Below are 16,223 nucleotides of genomic sequence, written 5' to 3'. Positions count from 1 at the left end.
GGTTTTTTCGAGAGAACGGTTGATGGATGTAAAACAGGTGTATAGAAAAGTCTATCACCTCCGCAATTGCGCAGGTGTAGTCGGTGTGTTGAGTGAAAGCTTAAATCTGGAGTTGTATACGGTGGCAGACCAAAAGACCACCGGAAGAAGGCTAGCGGCTCCGAAGGGAATCCCCCGGAAACGGAGAAGCACAATCGGGCCTATAACTATATCAGCTACATTTGCGGAACCTTACCTTGATAACTCGAAGTTATTTTAAAAAGTTCCCCTTCGCTGGTTGGTTAAATGAACGATCAGTCGGTCCGAAACGCTGCTTACCAAACATAATTTTTATACCCTTCCCATTTTTAATTACGATCCCATGAATCCCGTCCGCGTACGCTTTGCCCCGTCCCCCACCGGCCCCCTCCACATCGGTGGCCTGCGCACCGCCCTATACAACTACCTTTTCGCCCGCGCGAACGGTGGCAAATTCATCCTGCGCATTGAGGATACGGACCAAAAACGCTACGTAGAAGGCGCCGAACAGTACATCATCGATGCCCTGGCCTGGTGCGGGATCAGCCCCGACGAAGGGCCAGAAAAAGAGGGGAATTACGGTCCCTACCGACAGAGCGAAAGGCGGGAACTCTACGCAGCGCACGTCGAATACCTCCTACAAAAAGGGGAGGCTTATTACGCTTTCGATACGGAGGACGAGCTGGAAGCCCGCCGCGCCGCGGAAAAAGAAGCCGGTAACCACAACTTCCGCTACGGCGCCGCTACCCGGATGAGCATGCGCAACTCGCTCTCGCTGAGCACCGATGAAACGGAGGAGTTGCTCAAAAACAAATCGCCATACGTCGTTCGCTTCAAGATCGATCCGGGCCAGACGGTCACCTTTCAGGATGTCGTCCGCAACGAAGTATCCTTCCAAACCGATGAGCTGGGCGACCAGGTTTTGATGAAGGCCGACGGCCTGCCCACCTACCACCTCGCCAACATCGTGGATGACCACCTGATGAAGATCAGCCACGTCATCCGGGGGGAAGAATGGCTACCCAGCACCGCCCTCCACGTCCTGCTTTACCGGGCTTCGGACTGGTCCGCGCCTACTTTCGTACACCTCCCGCTACTCCTCAACCCTAACGGCAAAGGGAAACTCAGCAAGCGCAAAGGCGCCGACCTTGGCTTCCCCGTCTTCCCCCTCCGCTGGGATGACCACGTCAAAAAAGAACAATTCGCCGGTTTCCGGGAGGATGGATTCCTGCCGGAAGCCATGGTTAACTTCATCGCCTTCCTCGGCTGGAACCCGGGGACGGAGCAGGAAGTATTCAGCCTCGAAGAGCTAGCCCAATCTTTTACGCTGGACCGCATCAATAATTCCGGGGCCCGCTTCGACATCGAAAAGGCCAAATGGTACAATCAACAGTACCTCATCGCTACGTCAGACACGGAGTTGGCAACCATAGTACAGGAGCAATTCGCCACCAATGGCCACGAAATACCAGTGGAAAAGGCTACCGCAATTGCCGGCCTCCTCAAGGAGCGAATCCACCTCATCCCCGAATTCTACTTGGAGGGTAAGTACTTCGTGGAGCCCGTAACCGACTACGAGGAAAAGCCCATCCGCAAAAAGTGGAAGCCCGAACTCCGGGAAAAATTCAATGCGCTGGCGGACCAACTAAGTAATTCCTCCACCTGGACGGCAGATTGCATCAAGGAAGACGTTGTTGCCTTCATGAAGGCCAACGAGTTGGGCTTCGGCCAGGTGCTCCCCATTCTCCGCGTTGCCGTATCGGGTACCGTTCAGGGGCCGGATGCCTTCGGAATCCTGGAAGTCGTCGGCCAGGAGGAATCCGTTCGCCGCCTTCGCGTTGGGTACGATGCCTTTGATGCGATCAAGGGATAGTCCACGCCGTCTTATTCCTGGTGAAAAAACGCTGGCAATAGAGGCCGCTTAATTTGCTGGATTCCTTAGAAGAACGGATTCTCCCTTCGTTCCTCACCAATCGTGGTCGGTTCTCCGTGGCCGGGGTAGACGCGGACGTTGTCGTCCAGCACCAACAACTCCCGTTTAATGCTGCGCAACAGCGTTTTGTGGTCGCCGCCCGGCAGGTCCGTCCGGCCAATACTGCGGTGGAACAGGACGTCGCCGGCAATCACGTAGGCCTCGCCCCGGTTATAGAAGCAAATACTGCCCGGGGAGTGGCCGGGGCAAAACAGCACCTCAAAGCGTGCCTCGCCCAGTGAAATGACGTCGCCCTCCTGAATAAAGTGGTCCGCCGGTGGGGAGGCCGTCATTGGCGGCATACCGTACATACTCACTACGAGGGGTGCCGCTTCCAGGATAGGCGCCTCCAACTCGTGGATACCCAATTCGAGCCCGTATTTCTCTTTCACGAAGGCGTTGCCAAACACGTGGTCGAAATGGCAGTGGGTGTTGATCAGCTTGACCGGCTTCAGGTCTCGATCCTCGATCGCTTTACTCAACTCCTGCTCCTCCGCGTTACTGAAGCAACCGGGGTCGAAGATGATGGCCTCCCGAGTATCGTCGTCGTAAACGATATAAGTATTTTCCTGAACGGCATTGAAGGTCAGCGTGACGATGGAAGTTGGCATAGGGTAGAGGTTACGAGTTGGGTAGAAGTAAGTTGAAGTAGCGGTTATTGTTCCGAAAATGAGGTGCGGGAGATCGTCTACCGATTAAATACTCTTTCGTAGCACCAACTCTCCGTCACGCCCACGTACTGCCCGTAGTTGGGTATCCGGGAGAACCCGTTTTTCTTGTAGAGGGCGACGGCGTCCGGCATTTCGTGACCAGTTTCGAGGATCATTCTGCTGTAGCCGAGCTCACTGGCCCAACTTACCAACTCCTCCACGAGTTCGGAACCGATACCCCGGCCGCGGGCATCCGGTGAAACGTACATCCGTTTAAGTTCTACGGTCCCTGATTCATACTCTTTCAGCGAGCCGCAACCGACCGCTTGGTCTTCAAAGGAGACGATCACGACGTGCTTGATGTACTCCAGCCCATTGTAGAGATTGAAAAATTCCATTCGGTCGCCGTAGATGCCGTAAAGGTGTTCATCGAGTTCCTTGATGAGGGGTAGCAGCGCCGGGTCGGTAGAGTCCGTTCGGCGGAAGTCGGGGGAGGTGTTCATCGGTCTTCCCTGATTAAATAAATGGTAGGTATTAGCGTGGTAATGATCCGAAAATTATTGCCCACAACCAATCGGCGAGCCGTCGGGTAGACTTCCCACTGGTGGCAGGACCGTTTCTTCGGGGCTGCGCAGAAAATTATCGATGCGGCCCTTCAGGTAGACGTAGTTCTGGCTATCACTTTTTAGCTGAGTACTGATGCGGTGGAGTTCATTCATAGTCGCAACCCTAACCAGTTCCGCGGCGGAGGCATCCTTACTAACCCGCATCAGGGCCTCGACGATGCGCCGTTGGACCATCCGTGCAAGGGCCATCCCGTAAGCATCGGCCGTCTGCGTAGTCGGTTCATCGCCGGCCGCTTTCCAGGTATTGCTGAGGTAGGTGGCCAAATCAGGTACCTCCAGATCAGGGTAGAGCGCCCTTTGCTCCGCCAGCCGGGCCAGCCGGTGGGGATTGAGCATGAACTTCAGGGTGTTATCCACCGATAGCTCGGCCATGGCGAATACGTCCAAGCCGCCACCGTTCCGGCTCGTAAAGAGTTCCCGGTCACGGCCGTAGCCCATGGCGGGGGGTGGGATTAGCCGGTAGAGGTGCGCCGGCAACTTCAGGGTTTCCGGCTGCAGGGTGCCGAGGAGGCCGGCGATGGCGCGGCGCTACTCGTCGTCATTTACGGGTTTGATCCCCGAGGATTCGTAGCCGCCCACGGTTTCGTATTGGTAGTGGTAGCCGGCGATCTTTTTTGCGACGGCCTCCACCTGGTAGCGATGCATCAGGTAAACGGGCGTAAGCACTTTCTCCAGTTCGGAGACCGGCTGGCCCGGGGCGAGGTTATCGACACCCAGTTTGGCCAGGGCGTGTTCCCGTAGCTCCAGGAGCCGGACGAGTTCCTGGGTTGCGTCCACCCCGTTGTCCCAGAGGTGAGCGTTCGGCTGGCTGCTCCCCACCGGGCGGGCGTCGGCATCACTCAGGTAGAGGAGGCCCATGCGTTCGTTTTCTTCCAGAAGGGTGGCCAGGCCTTCCCGCTCCGCTTTGGCTCCGGCGAATTCCTGGTAGCCGTACTGGATGGTTCGTTTATCCCAGCTGCCAATTCCTACACCGTAGGCCTTGCTGAAATCAACTTCCCCATCCTTCAGCGTGACGTAGGGGTGGGGGTAATCCATCACCGAGCTTCTTCCGTTTACGGAGGCCGCGAAATTGTGCGCCAGGCCGATCGTGTGGCCAACTTCGTGAGCGCTCAGTTGCCGCAGGCGGGCGAGGGCCATTTCCTGTAGCCGGGGGTCGGGCGTTTCCCCTTCCGCGTAGGCGGGTACCAATCCTTGCGCCAGCAGGAAATCCTGCCGCACCCGCAGGCTACCCAGCAGGACGTGTCCTTTAATGATCTCACCGGTCCGGGGGTCAATCACGCTACTCCCGTAACTCCAACCCCGGGTGCTGCGGTGCACCCAGTTGATGACGTTGTACCGCACGTCCAGCGGGTCCGCGCCTTCCGGCAAGACTTCCACCCGAAAGGCATTTTTGTACCCCGCCGCCTCGAAGGCTTCGTTCCACCAGCGGGCCCCTTCCAGCAGGGCGGATTTCACGGGTTCGGGGGCACCCCGGTCGAGGTAGTAAACGATTGGTTCGACGGCTTCGCTCGTGGCGGCGGCAGGGTTCTTCTTCTCCAACCGGTGGCGGGTGATGAAGCGTTTACGCAGGGGTTGGTCGATCGGCGTGGCGTAATCCGCGTAGCTCATCTGAAAGTAGCCGGAGCGGGGGTCAAACTTTCGGGGTCGGTAATTATCGTCCGGCAATTCCACAAAACTGTGGTGCATCCGCAGCGAGAAGCTGTTTGGCGTGGCCGCGACGCTCCTTACCTGCCTGCCGGTAGCTTCTCCAGTAAAGGTGAGCGTGGCTTCAAATTCGCTGTTTTTGGGGAAGTTCTTCGTGCGGTCGCGGTACACGGCACTGCGGGAAGCATCCACTTTGAAGCTGCCCTGCTTCCCCCGTTTCAGATTTTGGATCACGCCGTGGGCGTCACTCAGCAACATCGGGGTGAGATCGATCAGGGCCCGGCCGCCAGTCATCGCTACGGCTTTAAAACCGAAGAGTACGGATTGGGCAAAGGCGTCGCGCACGCTGGCGACTTCGTCTTCGTTGTCGCTTACGGCGCGGTAATCCAGGTTGCGCTGCACGAGTAGAACCTTTGGCCCTACCCGCTGAAAACGCACCACGCGGTTGTCCCCCAGTTGGTTCCGGTCCAGGCCAATGTCGTTACTTCCCAGGCCGGCGGCGAGGCTGTTCACGTACAGGAAATCCTCGTCAAACCGGTCGATCTCCACGTACACTTTTCCTTCCGCATCGCTCCAGTAGGTCGTGAAGTAGCCTTCGGCCTTCTCCATTCCTGCCGTCACTTCCGCAATACTTTTAATGGCCTTATCCCCATTTTTTTGGGCGCTGACGCAGGTGCAAAGCAATAGGAAAAAACAGCTGATGAGGCAAATTCTGGGTAAGGACATAACACAAAGGTTCGGGATGAAAACTCAGCGGATTGGGAACGTCCCAAGGTACAAAGGAGCCCGCGGTAAACCGGTAGCTGCCCCCGCCAACTCGTTACCTTTATGGTCCCGGATAATTACTGATGACAAGCTATGAATGATTTCGTCCTCTACGGCGCCTACGGGTATACCGGTCGGCTGATTACCGAACGCGCCGCCGCCTACGGGTTACGGCCACTCCTTTGTGGACGGAATGAGGAAAAGCTAAAACCCCTCGCGGCAGAGAAGGGATTGGATTACCGCGCCGTCAGTTTGTCCGACACCTCTGCGCTCGAGGCACTCTTGGCGGATTACCCACTCGTCCTCCACGCCGCAGGCCCCTTCAGCCAGACGGCCGCACCGATGCTTGCTGCCTGCCTCGCCACCGGAACGCACTACCTGGACATTACGGGTGAGATCGACGTGTTCGCCCACGCCGCCAGCCTGAGTAATGCATTCGCCGAAGCCGGTTTGATGGCCATGCCGGGCGTCGGATTCGATGTCGTCCCCACCGACTGCATTGCCGCCTTCTGCCACCAGCAGCTTCCGGATGCCACGGAGTTGGTTCTTGCCTTCGCCTGGAAGGGTGGTAGCATCTCCCACGGCACGGCCCAAACGATGCTGGAAAGCCTTGGCCATCCCGGCAAGGTCCGCCGGAACGGTGAGATCCAGGACGTACCCGGCGCCTACAAAACCGAGACCTTTCCCTTCACCAAAGAGGACGAACTACGTGCCGTCACCATCCCCTGGGGAGATGTATTCACCGCTTACCATACGACCGGCATACCTAACGTGGAGACCTATTTCGCCGTCCCTACCTCTCAGATCCAACTCATGAAAATGGGGAATTACCTGGGGCCGTTACTCCGATCCTCATTCGTTAAGAACTTCCTCAAGAAACGGGTAGCCGACCGGCCCGCGGGCCCCGGATCGGAGCGTCGTGAACGCGCCGAAAGCTACGTCTACGGAAGGGCAACTAATGCAAAAGGCGAGACCTTCGCGGCGCGCCTCCGCACGATTGAGGGCTACACCCTGACGGCTGAAACGGCACTGATGATCACTAAACGCGTACTGGACGGCGACCTTCAGCCTGGCTACCAAACACCCGCCGGTTGCTACGGAGCGGACTTGATTCTGAAAGTCGAGGGGACGACCCGCGAAGTGCTGTAGCCCATCAGCAGTAAGGCTGATACACCAGTTTATGGGATAGTTTTATCCGTGGCGATATATCCTTTTTAATCCTCCATAACCCGGCACCTGCGTGAGCGCCCAAATGATATTAAAACAATTACCGGGTCAGCATCAAATGCTGTCTACGAAATCCTGAAAAACTTCTTGATGGCGGGCCAGATCGAGGTCCGGCGAGAGTGATACGCGGGCGATGTAGTCCTTATCCGCCTCCTTGGTCGTACCCTGGGTAGAGGTGGCCGGGATGGTCCAGTAACAACCCTTCAGCTGACCGTAACTGACGCAGTATTTTGATTCCTCTGGCAGCTCGGTGATCATCATTTTGATTAGGCGGTGGTTAAGGGCTCTTTTGTGGGCCTCCCGCTCGGCCGGCGTGGCGCCCTTGGTCGGTAGATCGAGCGAGAATACCGACGGCGTGAAGCCCCGCTCCGCCAACTCGGGGGAGACGAAATTGATCTTCGCCTCCGGGAGCACCCGGCCGATGAAATCGACAAAAGCGCGGGTGTTCCGGTAGGCCGCCTCGATGCGCTCGAGCATGGACGGAAATTGCTCGGCGAGAACCGCGTACTGCCCCGCCGTAGCCTCGTTGTCGCAGAGCAACAAGTGGCGTTCGATCTTAGTCATTAACGGCTCCGCCAGGGCATTGCCGACGCAGTAACCAGCCGTACAGCGGCCACCGCTGGGGAACTTCGAGCCACTCGCGTAGGCCACCGCCGGCACGGTGGAAAGCGTATCGTCCGGCCCCAAAAAGTGGACGTTGGGGCAAAAGGTCTGGTCCAGAATGAATACGGGCGGAATGGCGTCAGTACCCTTCGCCGTCTGACGCTTGGTGCTAAGCACCCATTTGAGGGCGGCCAGATCGGGCACCTCCACGCGGGGATTCGTGGGGATCTCGGCGATGATATAGGGGACGGCGTCCTCCGCCGCGAGTTGCTCCAGCGCCCGTTCGGTACTGTTGACCATGTCGTTATCGCCGTCCACGGGCAGGTCGACGATCGTGACGTTTTCCAGGCAAGCGGCGACGCGGCGGGCCTGGTCGTTCGTCCCCCCGTAACAGTTGGGCGGCACCACGAACCGAATTGGCTTACCGGGGTAGCGCGCGGCGGCATCGTCCACCAGCCCCATCATGATGGCGTACTGCACGGACAGGCCGCTGGAGCCGACGATTGGTTGAGTTTTGGTACCCGTCACTGCGGCGATGTCGGCGCGGACGGCCCTGCGATTCGCTTCGAGATTAAGCTGGGCGACGGGCTCGACGACGGGTAATCCAACCATCTTTTCCAATTCGCGCAGGCAGTTGGCCGGCGTCATGGCAATGGTTTCCCGCCGGCGCACGTGCTGGATATTGCTGATGTTGGCGCCGTGGTCTGGCCCGATGTAGAGTATGCTCCCGCTGTCTCCGTAGGACTGCACGAGGTAGTCCACCCATGCGGGAATTTCCGTCGCAGCCTCTTCAGTATCCGAACGGTAAAGCACCGTAGTGCCGGCAAACTCCGTGCTGGCAGCTAGTTCCGATGCAGCAACCAGTTCAAAGCTGTACCCATAGACTTCGCGGACGACTTCCGCAGAGAATTGATTGGGCAGGGCGGCCCCGTTTACGATCCGCGTAGCCCTGCCGTCCAGGGCGTTTTGCCGCAGGATGGCCAGTAGCGGCATCGTCCGCGAAGAGAAGCTGATGACGTGGGTGGCGGGAAGGGAGAATCGTTTGGCCAGCGCCCATTCCAACACGCACGACAGCGGATGGCCGAGGCGGATGTAGTCGTAAGCGGTTGGCAAATTCGTGAGGGCTACCCGGTCCACGCTATTAGCGGCGAAGTGTGCTTCGAAGGCTGCGGTAAACTCGGTTTTGGCCTGGCTTTCGTCGTAGATATTGAGCCGGTGGGTGGTCAGGTTGAGCCAGTCTGCGGGTAAGTTGTGGAGGACTTTCCGGAGGTAAGTATTCAGTTCGGGGGCGGGCATGGCAGGAGATTCAAATGGTGATGTTGCCAACACCTATCCGGCGAGTAAGTTAAAAGGGTAGCCTTCTCACGGAGCGGTTACGCTTCCTCGTCAGTTCGCACCAACAACCAACACCGGTGTGGCTTTCGTTTTCGGAAATCCGGCGGTACCGTTTGTCCGGTAATCTCTTTAACGGATGCGGCCCCCTTCAGGTAGTCCTCGGCTAGTTTAAACTTGCGGAAACTCGTCATGAAGTAAAGCCGGCCACCGGGCTTGAGGAGGGATAGCGAGCGGTTGATGAGGCCTACGTGGTCGCGTTGTACGTCTAGGCTGTCCCGCATTCGTTTGGAGTTGGAGAAGGTGGGTGGGTCCAGGATCACGATATCGTAATTGGGGTTGCGGTCCTTCTTCAGCCACTGCATGGCGTCCTCCTGGAGGAAGCGGTGGTTCCCCTTTTCCAATTCGTTGAGGGCGAGGTTCCTTTCCCCCCAGTCCAGGTAGGTTTTGGAGAGTTCCACTGAATCCACGCGCTTGGCACCCGCGGCCGCGGCGTAGATGGTGAAGGAACAGGTCCCGGCAAAGAGGTTGAGCACGACGGCGTTCTCCGTGGCCTGAACGTCCTTGGCGATCATCATCCGCGTCTGGCGGTGGTCCAGGAAAAGGCCGGTATCGAGGTAATCGGTGAGGTTGACGATGAAGCCGAGGCCATTTTCCGCCACCGTGAATTCGCGTTGGGCGACGGATAGTTTTTCGTACTGATCCGTCCCGGATTGCCGCTTGCGGAGTTTGAAGAAAACCTGGTCCCGGCCCACTTCCAGGGTTTCGGTGATGGCATCGCGGTAGGCGAGCTTGCGGTCCTGGAAGTCTGCGTCCGTCCATTCTTCCCCCCGGCGGTGGTAGATGGAGACGTAGAGTTGTTCGCCGTAGCGGTCCACGGTGATGGGGTACTCGTCCAGGTCCGCATCGTAGATCCGGTAGGCGTCGAGTTCCTGGCGGCGGGCCCATTTGCCGTGGTGGCGGGCCATTTTCTTGAGGCGGTTTTGGAAGGGGAGCATGGGGAGTTGCGAGTTACGAGTGGCAAGTAACGAGTAGCATGGCCTGAGTCTAGCAACTCGGTACTTGATACTCGAATCTCGCTACTTTAAAACGGTATATCCTCGTCCGTATTCATTCGCGAGGGGATGGTGGTGGAGCCGTAGGGCTGGCCGCCGGATTCGGGGGAGATGGCGCCGTCGGGCAGGAGGTTGAAATCGGGGTCTTCGAGGTCGGCGAAGCGGGCGAAGTCGTTGATGAAGGCCATGCGGATGTCCTTGGCTTCACCGTGGCGGTTCTTCCCGACGATGACGTTGGCGATACCGGCGTTGGAGTTACCCATTTCGTCTTCGTGGATGCCGTAGTATTCGGGGCGGTGGAGGAACATTACGATGTCTGCGTCCTGTTCGATGCTACCAGATTCGCGTAAGTCACTGAGCTGCGGGCGTTTATCTCCACCACGGCTCTCTACCGCCCGGCTGAGCTGAGACAGCGCAATCACCGGTACTTCCAATTCTTTGGCCAGGCCTTTGAGGGCACGGCTGATGCCGGAGACTTCCTGCTCCCGGTTCATGCCCTTGTTGCTTTCGCCGGCGCCGGACATAAGTTGGAGGTAATCGATGATGACCATATCGATACCCTTTTCCTGCTTGAGGCGGCGGCACTTGGCGCGGAGTTCGAATACGTTGATGCCCGGAGTGTCGTCGATGAAGATCGGGGCTTCACCGACGCGGGACATCGCCGCGGTGAGGCGGATCCACTCATCATCGTCGAACTTGCCGTTCCGCATTTTCTGGCCATTCACTTCTGCGTCCTGACTGAAGATCCGGCCGGCCAACTGGGTGGCGCTCATCTCCAGGCTGAAGATGGCCACGCCGCGTTTGTAGTCCACGGCCGCGTTGCGGGCCATACTCAGTACGAATGAGGTCTTACCCATCGCCGGGCGGGCGGCGATGATGATGAGGTCGGAGCCCTGGAGGCCGGAGGTCAGCCGGTCCAGCTCGGTGAAGCCGGTGGGCACCCCCGTCAGCCCATCCTCCTTCTCGCGGAGCATGGTGAGCTGGTCCATCAGTTTTTGGGCCAGCGTACCCATATCGGCCACCTGGCGGCCCATGTTCTTTTCGGTGATCTCGAAGACGTTACGGCCGGCCTGATCGAGGAGGTCGAGCACGTCAGTGCCTTCCTCGTAGGCTTCCTTGATCACCTCGGTGCTCGTACGGATCAACTCCCGCTGGATGAACTTTTCAACCACGATCCGGGCATGGAATTCGATGTTGGCGGAGCTCAACACTTTATTCGTCAACTGCGCCAGGTAGGCGGCGCCACCGGCGATCTCCGCTTCGCCCTCCTTTTTCAGGTTTTCGCGGACCATCAGAATATCGATCGGTAGGCTTTTCTCAAAGAGGCGGCGCATGGCCCGGTAAATGGCCTGGTGAGCCGGTTTGTAGAAAGCTTCCGGCGCCAGGATGTCGATCACTTTCGTCATCGCTTCCTTCTCGATGAGCAGGGCGGAGAGGATGGCTTCTTCTAAGTCCGTTGCCTGGGGGGGCAGCTTGCTGTATTCGGGTAAATTCGCCTCCGCTAACGTGTTGCGGTTGCTGTATTTAGAGCCCTTTGCCCCTTCTCTGCGATCGTAAGTCCTGTCCTTTGCCATAACCCCACAAAGTTACGGACTGGCCGTGTTGCACGGGCACAATACTTCAAACAAAATGTGGAGAATGGTGTGGAAAAACCTGTTGGTAAAATTGCAGACCTTCGGCACCCATCTCCATCCGTACAATACAACCATATTTACGGGCCGTTCCTTTACTATCCTGAACCAAACCGAGCCAATGCGCTACCTATCCCTTTTACTCGCCCTCTTCCTTTGCACCGGCGCCAGCGCCCAGACCAAGAACATCTCGCTGGAGGACATTTGGCAGAACTACATCTTCAGCGCCGACCGCGTCAGTGGGTTCAACTTTCTGGCCGACGGTAAGACTTACACCCGCCTCTCGAAAAACAAGATCCGGACCTACGACATCACCAGTGGAAAAGAGACCGGCGTGATCGTGGATGGCGCCGACCTTGAAGGCCAGGCCGGGTTCAGCGGCCGCATCGATAACTATTACCTGAGCGACGACGAAAAGCAACTCGTCATCAGTAGTGAATCGGAACAACTCTTCCGCCGCAGCAGCCAGAGTTTCTTCTACGTCTATGACGTGGACAGCAAAAAACTGACGGCCGTCTACCCCGAAAAGAAGCACCGACTGGCTTCGCTGGACCCCACCGGAAAACGCGTCGCTTTTGTGGTGGACAATAACATCTGGATCAAAAACCTGGACGGCGGTGAGCTCACGCAGGTCACCACCGACGGTGCCGTGAACGCCATCATCAACGGCGCGGCCGACTGGGTGTACGAAGAAGAATTTGCCTTCAGTTCCGCCATCCACTGGAGCCCCGACGGCAGCCACCTCGCTTACCTGAAATTCGACGAGAAGCAGGTACCCGAGTTCACCTACACGGACTTCCACAACGACATGTACCCCGAGTACAACACCTTCAAATACCCCAAAGTAGGGGAGGAGAACAGCACCGTTTCCCTCCACGCTTATAATGTCGGCACCGGCGCGACCAAAGACCTGATCACGGTAAATAAGGACAAACTCGACCGCTGGCACTACCTGCCCCGCGTGACGTGGACGACCCGCGGCGATCAGGTCGTCGCTCAAGTCATGAACCGCTACCAGAACCAAACTCAACTTCAACTTTTCGACCTGAAGACCGGCGAAGAAAAGACCATCCTGAAGGAAGCCAGTAAGTACTACATCGACGTGCATGATAACCTGACCTTCCTCGCGGACGGCAAGCAGTTCATCTGGACGAGCGAGATCGATGGTTACAACCACATCTACCTCCACGGTCTGAACAACGCCAAGGAGCAACAGCAGATCACCATGGGTAAGTGGGACGTGACGGACTTCTACGGCTTCCACGACGGCCAGGTCTACTTCCAGGCGGCCAAAAAGAACGCGTTGGGCCGGGAGGTGTACGTAAAGAGCCTCCGCGGCCGCGACCTGCCCCGTCCGTTGGCCGCTGAGCCAGGTACGAGCTCCGCCCAGTTCTCCAGCACCTACGATTACTTCGTGCTGAACCACCAGACCATCAACCAGCCCGCCGTAATCTCGGTGATGGACGGCAGCGGAGAATCCGTACGCCGGATCATCAGCAACGAGGACCTGCTGGCCAGAACTCAGGCCTACGGTTACCAACCCGTAGAATTCTTCGACTTCACCACCGAGGAGGGTACCACGCTGAATGGCTACATGATCAAGCCCGCCGGAATGGACGAAAGCGTGGAGCACCCGCTGCTCATGCACGTCTACGGCGGCCCCGGCAGCCAGCAGGTGCTGGATAACTGGCGCGGCGCCAACATGGCCTGGTTCCAGATGCTGGCCCAGCAGGGTTTCGTCGTGGCCGTCGTCGATAACCGCGGTACCGGCGCCCGGGGTGAGCTGATGAAAAAGCAAACCTACCTGACGCTCGGTAAGCAGGAAACAGAAGACCAGATCGCCGCCGCGAAGTACCTCGGTGGTCAGTCCTACATCGACGCGGATCGCATTGGCATCTTCGGCTGGTCCTACGGTGGCTTCATGGCCCTGCACTGCATCCTGCAGGGTAACGACACCTTCGCCGCGGCCATTTCCGTGGCGCCCGTCACCAATTGGAAGTGGTACGACACCATCTACACCGAGCGCTATATGCGTACCTACAAGGAGAACAAGGATGGCTACGACAAGAACAGCCCGATCCACTACGCCGACCGCCTCGAAGGCGACCTGCTGCTCGTGCACGGGATGGGGGATGACAACGTCCACTTCCAACACACCGCGGAGATGGCCAACGCCCTCATCATGAACAACAAGCAGTTCGATACCTACTTCTACCCCAACCGCAACCACGGCATCTACGGTGGCCCGACGCGGCTGCACCTCTACACGAAAATGACCAATTTCCTCGTGGAGAAACTGGGTAACAGCGCCCGCTAAAAATCGCCATTCAACCAATGTGCGCGACAAGCGTTATCTTTGCCAAACAAGTCTAAAAAACTACCCAGAGGGAATCGCAAGATTCCCTCTTTTTTATGCCAGTACCGTCCGTTTTGCCGGTCGGTCGCTTATCACCTTTAGCAGTTCTTCAATTTGGGCGCTGCCGCGGGTGCGAAGAAATTGGGATAAACAAACCAGCCGAACATGGTCGATAAGATCACCGAAATCGTGGAATCCTTTTTTGCGGAGAACGAAGCATTCGCCGACTGTTACGTGGTGGACGTCAAGCAGACGAACACCAAACTCGACGTCTTCATCGATAGCGACTCCGCCATGACCTTTGAGAAGTGCCAGAAGACCAGCCGTGTCATCGAAGCCTACCTCGACGAAGAACAGCCGCTGGGGGAGAAGTACACCCTCAACGTCAGCAGCCCCGGGGTGGACCGCCCCCTGAAATTCCACCGGCAGTACGTAAAAAATAAAGGCCGCACCCTGGATGTAACCACCCAGGAAGGCGAAAAATATAAGGGCGAGCTCATCTCCGTTACGGAAGAAGGGATTGTCCTCACCGCCAAAGTCCGCCGCAAGGAGGGCAAGCGTAAGTTGACCGTCGTGGAAGAGACGGCCATCGTGTTTGGCGACATCAAAAAAGCACTCGTAAAAATCAGCTTCTAAGCCATGAATTTAGTAGATACTTTCAAGGAGTTCAGCTCCGGCAAAGCCATTGACAGCCCCACCATGGTGCGGGTACTGGAGGATGTGTTTCGCACCCTCATCAAGAAGAAGTTCACGACGGACGACAACTTCAACATCATTGTAAACGCCAACCGGGGAGACCTCGAATTGTGGCGCGTACGCGAGATCGTCCCGGACGGTGAAGTAACCGACGAACTCTCCGAGATCAGCCTCTCCGAAGCCCTGGCGGTGGACGACGACTACGAAGTCGGTGAGGAGTGCTACCAGCAACTCTTCCTCGAAGACTTCGGCCGCCGCTCCATTATGGCCGCCCGGCAGACGCTCATCAGCCGGATCATGGACCTCGAGAAGGACGAACTCTACCGCAGCTACACCGAGCGGGTAGGGGAACTCGTACTCTGCGAAGTACAGCAGATCCTCAAGCGCGAGGTACTCGTCATCGACGACTCCAACGGCCGCGAACTCGTGATGCCCCGCACCGAAACCGTCCGGGGAGATTACTTCCGCAAGGGCGATATGGTCCGCGGCATCATCAAGGAAGTCGAGATGCGCAATAACAACAACCCCGTTGTTATCGTATCCCGCGCCGACGAGCGCTTCCTCGCCAAGCTGATGGAGCAGGAAGTCCCCGAAATTGAGGATGGCCTCATCACCATCAAGGGCATCGTCCGCATCCCCGGCGAACGCGCCAAGGTATCCGTTGAGTCTTACGACGATCGCATCGACCCCGTCGGTGCCTGTGTCGGTATGAAGGGTTCCCGGATCCACGGTATCGTCCGTGAGCTCAACTCGGAGAACATCGACGTGATCCACTACACGAATAATACCTCGCTGTACATCCAGCGTTCACTCACGCCGGCTCGCGTCAGCAACATTGAGTTGGACGAAGAAGCCCGCCGCGCAAAGGTCTACCTCGAGCCCGATCAGGTCAGCCTGGCCATCGGTAAGGGTGGCACCAACATCAAGCTGGCCAGCCGCCTGGTGGAGTACGAGATTGACGTATACCGCAACAACGAAGTCGAAATTGAAGACGTCGACCTCGACGAATTTAAGGACGAGATCGAAGCCTGGGTTTTGGATTCCTTCAAGGCCATTGGTCTGGATACGGCGAAGTCCGTACTCGAGCTGTCTTCGGAAGAACTCATCCGCCGTACGGACCTGGAGGAGGAAACGGTCATGGCCGTCCTCAGCGTCCTGGCTGCGGAATTCGAAGAGTAAGCAGTCCCTTTCGGAGTAGGGTGGTCCTTTAGGTAGAATCACCCTACTCCGGCTGGGGAAGCCTTCGCCGCGGCGGTGTACCACCAGGTGTTCACTGTTGTTCGATGCTGGTAAAATGGCTCCATACAACTGCTATTTCCTATTTAACTCCGTCCAAACGTGGGCGCTAGAAGTATTAGATAAAAGTAGTTTGCAACAAAGGCTTATCTCGCCTTGTTGGATATAGCCCGCTGGACGTGTCTCGTATGTTACGAGGTGTATGCACCAAGCTAAAATGGTGGCCGTCAGGCGGGTAAAATTGAACGATAAGTTATCTGAATGCGAACTTTCCACATCACGTGGGGGCTTGTACCAAAAGACTTATCTTTGCATCGCTTCCGGGAATTTGTCCCGGTCCTGTTCCTCTTCAGGGTGGTGCCAAGAGAGGAAAAACCGGCTATTTAGGGTTGTCTTAAATCGCCCCGCGTCT

12 protein-coding genes are annotated in these 16,223 nt (G+C 57.4%); 5 read left to right on the top strand and 7 right to left on the bottom strand.

Translation table 11 applies throughout. The features are described from left to right. Positions 1–361: 361 nt before the first annotated feature. Positions 362–1,891: a glutamate--tRNA ligase gene (gene gltX, locus A3850_RS04875; protein WP_068214756.1), complete on the top strand. Its 1,530-nt coding sequence runs from the start codon at positions 362–364 to the stop codon at positions 1,889–1,891. Positions 1,892–1,956: 65 nt separating this feature from the next. Here the strand turns inward: gltX and A3850_RS04870 are convergent, their stop codons facing one another. The 4 genes from A3850_RS04870 to A3850_RS04860 form a co-directional block, all read right to left on the bottom strand. Beyond that, on the bottom strand, positions 1,957–2,601 hold the full coding sequence (locus tag A3850_RS04870) for an MBL fold metallo-hydrolase (RefSeq protein WP_068214755.1): 645 nt from the start codon (positions 2,599–2,601) through the stop codon (positions 1,957–1,959). Positions 2,602–2,678: 77 nt separating this feature from the next. After that, entirely contained in the window at positions 2,679–3,143 is a 465-nt protein-coding gene (locus A3850_RS04865) for a GNAT family N-acetyltransferase (protein WP_068214753.1), read from the bottom strand. A gap of 54 nt (positions 3,144–3,197) precedes the next feature. Next, positions 3,198–3,704, bottom strand: coding sequence for a hypothetical protein (locus tag A3850_RS20390; protein WP_231915282.1), 507 nt, complete (start codon positions 3,702–3,704; stop codon positions 3,198–3,200). 90 nt (positions 3,705–3,794) lie between these two features. Next, the gene (locus A3850_RS04860) at positions 3,795–5,636 is read right to left on the bottom strand and encodes a zinc-dependent metalloprotease (protein ID WP_231915281.1); all 1,842 of its coding nucleotides are present in this window, start codon (positions 5,634–5,636) and stop codon (positions 3,795–3,797) included. A gap of 132 nt (positions 5,637–5,768) precedes the next feature. Here A3850_RS04860 and A3850_RS04855 point away from each other — a divergent pair, with 132 nt between their 5' ends. Next, entirely contained in the window at positions 5,769–6,824 is a 1,056-nt protein-coding gene (locus A3850_RS04855) for a trans-acting enoyl reductase family protein (RefSeq protein ID WP_068214751.1), read from the top strand. Positions 6,825–6,956: 132 nt separating this feature from the next. Here A3850_RS04855 and A3850_RS04850 read toward each other — a convergent pair whose 3' ends face one another. The 3 genes from A3850_RS04850 to dnaB all read right to left on the bottom strand — a co-directional run bounded on the left by A3850_RS04850 (position 6,957) and on the right by dnaB (position 11,466). Further along, entirely contained in the window at positions 6,957–8,801 is a 1,845-nt protein-coding gene (locus A3850_RS04850; RefSeq protein ID WP_068214748.1) for a cystathionine beta-synthase, read from the bottom strand. A 77-nt stretch (positions 8,802–8,878) separates the two neighbouring features. After that, the gene (locus tag A3850_RS04845) at positions 8,879–9,835 is read right to left on the bottom strand and encodes a class I SAM-dependent methyltransferase (protein ID WP_068214746.1); all 957 of its coding nucleotides are present in this window, start codon (positions 9,833–9,835) and stop codon (positions 8,879–8,881) included. 86 nt (positions 9,836–9,921) lie between these two features. After that, positions 9,922–11,466, bottom strand: coding sequence for a replicative DNA helicase (gene dnaB, locus A3850_RS04840; protein WP_068214743.1), 1,545 nt, complete (start codon positions 11,464–11,466; stop codon positions 9,922–9,924). A gap of 178 nt (positions 11,467–11,644) precedes the next feature. Between dnaB and A3850_RS04835 the strand changes: the two genes are divergently transcribed. From A3850_RS04835 to nusA, 3 genes are all read left to right on the top strand, one after another. Continuing rightward, complete coding sequence (locus A3850_RS04835; RefSeq protein WP_068219429.1) at positions 11,645–13,840, top strand: S9 family peptidase; 2,196 nt, start codon at positions 11,645–11,647, stop codon at positions 13,838–13,840. Positions 13,841–14,044: 204 nt separating this feature from the next. Then, a complete protein-coding gene (gene rimP / locus A3850_RS04830) occupies positions 14,045–14,515 on the top strand; it encodes a ribosome maturation factor RimP (protein WP_068214741.1) in 471 nt (156 codons plus the stop codon). A gap of 3 nt (positions 14,516–14,518) precedes the next feature. Further along, entirely contained in the window at positions 14,519–15,754 is a 1,236-nt protein-coding gene (gene nusA / locus A3850_RS04825; RefSeq protein ID WP_068214739.1) for a transcription termination factor NusA, read from the top strand. Positions 15,755–16,223: the final 469 nt, after the last annotated feature.

The sequence above is a fragment of the Lewinella sp. 4G2 genome (assembly GCF_001625015.1).
Classification (GTDB): Bacteria; Bacteroidota; Bacteroidia; order Chitinophagales; family Saprospiraceae; genus Neolewinella.
Note: the sequence above shows the minus strand (reverse complement) of the source record. Positions and strands in the feature narration are given on the sequence as shown.